Raw genomic sequence first — 7,037 nt, forward strand, 5'->3', positions numbered from 1 at the left:
CTTGCCTCTCGTCGCCGTTCTCATGGCGCTCGTCCGTGCGGATTCCCCCGGCCCTGCATTCTTTGTGCAGAAACGGATTGGCACCAACAACAGGTACTTCAACTGCATCAAGTTCCGAACCATGCGTGTCGACCTGACGGACGCCGCCGGCAACCATCTCACCGAGCGGAACGACCCCCGCATAACGCGGCTCGGGCATTTTCTGCGCCATACAAGCCTCGACGAGCTTCCCCAGCTTTGGAACGTTTTCATGGGGCAGATGAGCCTCGTCGGTCCGCGGCCACACGCGCTCGGTGCCTCGGCAGAGGGTGCGCTCTATTGGGAAGTGGTGCCGGACTACTGGCATCGTCACTCGATGAAGCCAGGCCTGACGGGCCTTGCCCAGATACGCGGCTACCGGGGTCCGACCGAAAAGAGATGCGACATCGAAGACCGGGTCGCTGCCGACCTTGAATATATCCATACCTGGTCGCTCTGGCTGGATGTGAAAATCCTCTTCAGGACCCTACGCGTCCTGGTGCACAGCAACGCATTCTGAAGTGTCGTGAGTATCGTCACGTCCCAAGCGCTGACGAAGGAGAAGGCAATGAAACCGTATATCGATCCAAGCTATGTCTCATCTCAGTTCGGACGCCGGTATAGCGGCTTTGGGGGCATTCATAGCCCTGTCCGCAAGGTTGATTGCGGTCGTCTTCTGCTGCGAATTCTCGCGGTGGTGGTTGCCCTGCTCGGCGCCAATCTCGCCCGCGCCGAAGGATATGCGCTCGACACCGGCGATGTCGTGCGCGTGCTGGTCTTCGGCGAGGCGGCCTATCCTTTGGAGGTGGTGGTCGACGATCGCGGTTCGATAGCGCTTCCGCTTCTTGGCGACGTTCGCGCCCGTGGCCTGACGACCGCCGCCCTCTCCCAGAATATCCGCAACGCCTACCAGCAACGGAAATTGATCCTCGATCCCTATGTCAAGGTTGAGATCGGTCAATACCGTCCGTTCTTTATTTCCGGCGCCGTTGCCCATCCTGGCTCCTATCCGTTCCAACCGGGCATAACCATCCGACACGCCTTGGCGCTCGCCGGCGGCTTCCGTCCGACGACCGCCGGTGAAACCGTGCCGGCGCTGCAGATCGCGGACCTGCGCAGCGAGCGGGCAAACCTGATGATCGAAGAGTACCGCCTGAAGGTACGCCTTGCCCGGCTCAACGCAGAGAGCAAGCTGGTCGACAACTTTGCAGTCCCGACCGATCCTCCGGTCGAACTTGGCCAGGGCCTGATCGACGAGATCATAGCAACCGAGAAGGCGCAGCTGACGGCTCGGCTGACCGCGTTCCGGGACGACATATCCTACCTTGAAGCCTCGCTTGCGCGCCTGAAGAAGGAAGCCGAGACGCTCGCCGGCGCCAAGGACGAACGGCAGCAAACCGTGAAGAGCCAGCTCGAAGAGTTGGAGGGTGTGCGGGTCCTGCGCCAGAAAGGTCTGATCACCAATACGAACGTCATGGCGCTGGAGCGCGCCCAGAACAACTACCGGCTCGACCTTGCCCAGTTCGAAATGCAGCAGACGCGACTGCAGCAGGATCTGCTCAACATGGAGAGCGAACTGCGCAAGAAGCACCAGGATCACGAATTCCAGCTGATTTCGGATACGCAGGAAACACAGGTCCAGCTGGCGAAGCTGGCAAGCCAGCTGCGATACCTGTCGGACAAACTGCTCTTCGTCTTTGAATATGGCGAACACCGGACGATCGAGGAACTGCAGGGTTCCGTAAAGATCCTGATCTTCCGGCGCGGGCAGAAGACGGGCCAGGAAGTCGCTGCGAACGAGGACACCGACGTCAATGCAGGCGACGTCATCGAAGTTTCGGTCGTGGCGAGCAAGGGTTTCTATTCGTCGGGGGAATCCCGCCCGGACCCGGCGGCGGACATCGAAAAGAAGGCCTTTTGACGCGATGAGAGGCCGTCGACCGTGTCGCGGGGAGACCCGCGCTTGCGTCGCGACCGCAGCACGAGCAAGCCGGTCACAGAGCCCAACTGCACCGTCATGATGGCAAGCAGGGTCAGAAAGACCACGGCGAAAACACCGTCGATGCCCCGCTGCAGGACCAGATAAATGGGTGTGATCAACAATACGACGATGGATGACAGGAAGATCCAGGCGACTCGCCCGAAGCATCCCCCAAGGAAACCAATCGTCAGAAGGGTCGCGAACTCAAACACCTGATACCCCTCATGCTGAGCTCTTCGTCAGACGCTACAGTTGGAGTCACGTGTAAATATCGCAGCAACCATCGGCGAAAACAATGACAGTCGTGCAACAGTCTTACAAGTTTCGGATGGCCGGGCGTTTCTTTCCGGCTTTTTTGCCGGACAGGACGCACTAGGTATGGTTTTCAGCGGCCACAGTATTGCCGGCATTCTCACCTTCCTCTCCGGTGCGGTCTTTGTGCTGGTGGGAGGTCACATGCGCGCTGCGCCGCGCCGCAAGGCCGCGCCGAAGAAACAGCGGCTGCTCCTGCGTGGGCCGCGGCCCCGATCCCGCCGTCCCCGCCGCGCAGTCACCCCATGGCAGGTCATCGGCGCTCTCCTCTTCGTGCTCGCGCTTGGCCGATTTGCGTTCGAGTTCCTGCCTGCCAACAGCGCATGGAAGACGGGAAGGTTCGAGTTGACTGTCGCCCCATGGCCGACCTGGGTAGAGAGCATCAGCACAAGCGCCACAACCGTCAGGGATGACCTGACGAGGTTGACAGGCGCCGATTTGGATAGCCAGCCGCTTTGGCTGGCAATCGCGATCCTGGGCCTCCTGTTGGTCATCATTCCGCGGCTGCGCAGACGCACAGCCGCTGCCGCCAACACGTCGACAACCGCCCTTTCGGCCAGTCAACGGCTCTCGCCGGGCACGGAGCTTTCAGGCGCCTTGCGTTCCTGCCGCGGCGCACTGACAGGTGTCGCGATTTTCAGCGGCGTCAGCAACATCCTCATGCTGAACGGCGCGATCTTCATGCTGCAGGTGTACGACCGCGTTCTGCCGAGCAGGAGCGTACCGACGCTCATCGGACTGTCGATCCTCGCAGCCGTCCTTTTCCTTGGGCAGGCGGTGATCGATCTTCTGCGCGGCCGCATCATGACGCGGATCGGCGCTGAGCTGGATGAAACGGTCTCAGGCCGGGTCTTCTCGGCCATCGCGCGTCTGCCACTTCTCGTCGGGCAACAGGGCGAGGGATTGCAACCGCAGCGGGATCTCGACAGCATCCGCACTTTTCTCGCGAGCCCCGGCCCGAACGCACTCTTCGAACTCCCGTGGCTCCCCTTCTACATCGCGATCATCTGGGGCTTCCATCCGATCCTCGGGCTGACCGCGATCGGCGGCGCGATCGTGTTGGTGGCGCTGACGATCACGACCGAGATGCTGACGCGCAAACCGGCAAGTCAGGCGACCTCTTCGGGCATCCGACGCAACAACCTGGCGGAAGCCAGCCGCCGCAATGCGGAGGTTCTGGCGGCCATGGGCATGCGTCGCCGGCTTCACGAGCAATGGCAGGAAACGAGCCGCGAACACATCGCTCAGCAGCAGCGGGTCAGCGATGTCGTTGGCGGCCTCGGCAGCCTTTCCAGGGCGTTGCGGCTGATGCTGCAATCGGCAATGCTCGGCATCGGGGCCTGGCTGGTGATCCATGGTGAGGCTACGGCCGGTGTCATCATCGCCGGTTCGATCCTCGCGGGACGAGCACTCGCGCCGGTGGATCTTGCGATCGCCCATTGGCGCAATTTCATCTCCGCCCGCCAGAGCTGGCGCCGGCTGAACCAGTTGCTTTCACGGCTGCCTGACGAAACGGGGCCGATGGCGCTGCCAGCACCGCGTTCCAGCCTCACCGTCGATCGGGTCGCCGTCAGTGCGCCGGGAACCCAACGTCTGATCGTCCAGGGCATCGAGTTCGAACTGAATGCCGGTGTCGGGCTTGGCGTGATCGGCGCCAGCGGCTCGGGCAAGTCAACCTTTGTGCGCGCCCTTGTCGGCGCCTGGCGGCCGACGATTGGCCGCATCAAACTCGACGGGGCAGCACTCGATCAATGGCCGCAGGACCATCTCGGGCGTCACATCGGGTACTTGCCGCAGGACGTGGAGCTTTTCGCAGGAACGGTTCAGACCAACATCGCGCGCTTTGAGCCGGCAGCAGACGCCGGGGCCGTTGTCGCCGCCGCCCGCGCTGCGGGCGTTCACGACCTGATCGTCAGTCTGCCCAATGGTTACGAGACCCAGATTGGCGAGGGCGGCACCGCACTTTCGGCAGGGCAACGTCAGCGCATTGCGCTGGCCCGTGCCCTCTATCGCGATCCATTTCTGATCGTGCTCGACGAGCCGAACTCCAACCTTGACGCCGATGGCGAAAGTGCCCTTGGCGAAGCCATAAAGCGGATCAAGGCGCGCGGCGGCATTGTCGTCATCGTCACGCATCGCCCGAACATCCTCGCCGCCGTCGATCTGGTGCTGGAAATGAAGGAAGGTCAGATGCAGACGTTGGGTCCGCGCGAACGGGTACTCTCCAAACTCTCCCCGTTGCAGCCGGCCAACAGCGATGTACTGAAACGCGTCGCCGCCCTGCCCAAACTGCCGAATTGAAAACGGTCAAGACAATCGTCGATAATCCGATGAACGCAACACACCCCCACCGACGCTCCATTCGCCGCAACCTCCTAGGCGGAGTGACGGTCATCGCCCTGCTTTTCGGCGTGGTCGGCGGCGTTGCCGCGACCATGGAGATCTCCGGCGCGATCATCGCTCACGGCGTCGTCGTCGTCGCGTCCAATGGCAAGAAGGTTCAGCACCCGACCGGAGGCATTGTCAGCAGGATCCTGGTGCGCGACGGTGCGCATGTCGAAGCCGGTGATCTTCTCGTACAGCTCAGCGATGTCGTGCCGCGCGCCAACCTGGCCTTCGTGACCAAAAGCCTCGATGAACTCTATGCGCGAAAATCACGCCTTGAGGCTGAGCGTGACGGCGACGACCGGTTGACGATAGCCCCGACGCTGGCGGCACGGATGAATGAGGCGGAGGTTGCCGCGCTGGTCACGAGCGAGCGGCGGCTGTTCGAAATTCGCCGCCTCGAGCGGTCCGGCAACAAGGCGCGGTTACGCGAACGCATCGAGCAACTCCAGAAGCAGATCGAAGGCTATCTGGCCCAGGGAAAGGCCAAGGCCAAGGAAATCGAACTGATCGGCGAAGAACTCGAGGGCATTCGCGATCTTGTCGAACGGAAGCTCACGCCGCTATCCAAGCTGACGGCCTATGAACGCGACGCGACACGGATCGAGGGTGAGCGAGCACAGCTGATCGCCAGTACCGCACAGGCGCGAGGCGCGATCGCAGAAGTGCAGCTCCAGATCCTGCAGCTGGATAAGGAGTTTTCAAGCTCGACCGGCAGCGAATTGCGCGACGTCGACGCCAAGATCGCCGAATTCGAGGAACGCCAGGTGACCGCTGCGGATCAATTGTTGCGCATCGATATCCGGGCGCCCGCAAGCGGTTCCATCCACCAATCGACGGTTCACACCATCGGCGGCGTCATTGGTGCCGGCGAGCCGATCATGATGATCATTCCGGATCACGATGCCCTGGCGATCGAGGCAAAGGTCGCACCGCAAGACATAGACCAGGTCATGGTCGGCCAAAGCGCCATGCTGCGGTTCACCGCCTTCAACCAGCGCATCACACCGGAGTTCCAAGGGGTCGTGTCGATGGTCGCGGCCGACGTGACGCACGATCAACGCACGAATGAGAGCTACTATGTCGCGCGGATCACCCCGAAGCTCGATGGGACGGAACATACGGGTTCCCTGGCGCTCCTTCCCGGCATGCCGGCCGAGGCGTTCATCACGATCGGAGACCGAACGATGATGTCCTATCTGATGAAACCCCTGTCAGACCAGATGATGCGCGCCTTCCGTGACCAATAGGCGCAAAGCGGGCGGCATCAACGCTGCCGCCAATCCGGTTTCTCCAGTGAAGGAGGATTGCTGTGATCGCGACCAAGCTCAGACCGCCGATATTCCTGATTGGCAACTATCGCTCAGGAACGACGATCACCCAGAAATTGATCGGCCTGCATCCCGACGTGGTGACCTGGTACGAACCGCGGACGCTCTGGCTCTACGCAGATCCCGGTAGGCAGCACGACGTGTTCACCGAGCGTGATGCGACGGAAAAGGTCATCCGCTACATTCGCGGCCGCTTCCTGGAGTTCCAGGTGAAGAACGGCGGCCGCCAGATCATGGAAAATACCCCGTCGAATGTCCTTCGCACGTCCTATGTGCACGAGATTTTTCCGGAGGCGACTTTCCTTTTCATCTCGAGAAATCCGTTCTCCTACATCAGTTCCATGGAACTGAAATGGCAGAGAACGAAGACGCTGAAGGGGATGAAAAGAACACTTTCGACCACGCCGCTGACACAGCTTCACTACTATGCCGGCACGCTCATCCGCCAAATGTTCGTCAAGAAGATACTGCGCAGGAAATACGCGCCGGTCTACGGCCCGAAGTACGAGGGGATCGATCAGGATCTGAAGGAACACGATAAGCTGACAGTGATTGCGCGCCAATGGGCGCAGTGCAACCGCCGGGCCCGGGAGGATCTTTCCAAGCTTGGAGAAGGCCGGGTGCTCACTTGTCGCTACGAGGACCTGATGCAAGACACAGAGACGACCTTGCGCCGCATCTACGCCCACTGCGGCCTCGTCTGCAGTGACGATATCCTTCGTGCCGCCAAGGAGATGGTCGACCCCACCCGCCAGGAGAAATGGCTTCGCTTCGGTCGCGAAGAACTCAGGGCGATCCTTCCGGAGGTCGAGGAGGAAATGCGCGTGTACGGCTACGAAGTCCCGCCTCCCCTTCAATGAGGAAGCGCCGCAAGAGCAGTGTGTGAAGCTCGTTCGCCCGAGGAGTGCAAGGCGTGAGTAACATCCGACAGGGTCTGGCAAAGCGTAGTGTTGTGGGCATGTTCTGGACGGGTCTGTCCATGGGGGCGCTCGCGGTGGCGGAGGCCGTCG

General features: G+C 61.4%; 6 protein-coding genes. 5 read left to right on the top strand and 1 reads right to left on the bottom strand.

The annotated features are described in order from the left end of the window. Both I8N66_RS32945 and I8N66_RS32950 read left to right on the top strand, forming a co-directional pair. The coding region (locus I8N66_RS32945; protein WP_291163374.1) for a sugar transferase at window positions 1–538 on the top strand (538 nt) is incomplete at its 5' end. A gap of 48 nt (window positions 539–586) precedes the next feature. Continuing rightward, window positions 587–1,939, top strand: a complete 1,353-nt coding sequence (locus I8N66_RS32950) for a polysaccharide biosynthesis/export family protein (protein WP_291163377.1) — start codon at window positions 587–589, stop codon at window positions 1,937–1,939. On the opposite strand, the gene I8N66_RS32955 is transcribed toward I8N66_RS32950, so the two are convergent. Continuing rightward, the gene (locus tag I8N66_RS32955; protein WP_291163380.1) at window positions 1,879–2,211 is read right to left on the bottom strand and encodes a hypothetical protein; all 333 of its coding nucleotides are present in this window, start codon (window positions 2,209–2,211) and stop codon (window positions 1,879–1,881) included. The genes I8N66_RS32950 and I8N66_RS32955 overlap by 61 nt on opposite strands. Before the next feature lie 166 nt (window positions 2,212–2,377). Between I8N66_RS32955 and I8N66_RS32960 the strand changes: the two genes are divergently transcribed. The 3 genes from I8N66_RS32960 (at window position 2,378) to I8N66_RS32970 (ending at window position 6,887) form a co-directional block, all read left to right on the top strand. Continuing rightward, on the top strand, window positions 2,378–4,612 hold the full coding sequence (locus tag I8N66_RS32960; protein WP_365888260.1) for a type I secretion system permease/ATPase: 2,235 nt from the start codon (window positions 2,378–2,380) through the stop codon (window positions 4,610–4,612). Window positions 4,613–4,641: 29 nt separating this feature from the next. After that, a complete protein-coding gene (locus tag I8N66_RS32965; protein WP_291163383.1) occupies window positions 4,642–5,946 on the top strand; it encodes an HlyD family type I secretion periplasmic adaptor subunit in 1,305 nt (434 codons plus the stop codon). A gap of 62 nt (window positions 5,947–6,008) precedes the next feature. Further along, on the top strand, window positions 6,009–6,887 hold the full coding sequence (locus I8N66_RS32970; RefSeq protein WP_291163386.1) for a sulfotransferase: 879 nt from the start codon (window positions 6,009–6,011) through the stop codon (window positions 6,885–6,887). Window positions 6,888–7,037 lie beyond the last annotated feature (150 nt).

Origin of the sequence: Ensifer sp. SSB1, assembly GCF_016652895.1 — a bacterium.
Taxonomy (GTDB): Bacteria; Pseudomonadota; Alphaproteobacteria; order Rhizobiales; family Rhizobiaceae; genus Ensifer.

Coding starts and splice junctions, on each gene's coding strand:
- I8N66_RS32950 (WP_291163377.1), top strand. CDS start 587: ATGAAACCGTATATCGATCCAAGCTATGTCTCATCTCAGTTCGGACGC.
- I8N66_RS32960 (WP_365888260.1), top strand. CDS start 2,378: ATGGTTTTCAGCGGCCACAGTATTGCCGGCATTCTCACCTTCCTCTCC.
- I8N66_RS32965 (WP_291163383.1), top strand. CDS start 4,642: ATGAACGCAACACACCCCCACCGACGCTCCATTCGCCGCAACCTCCTA.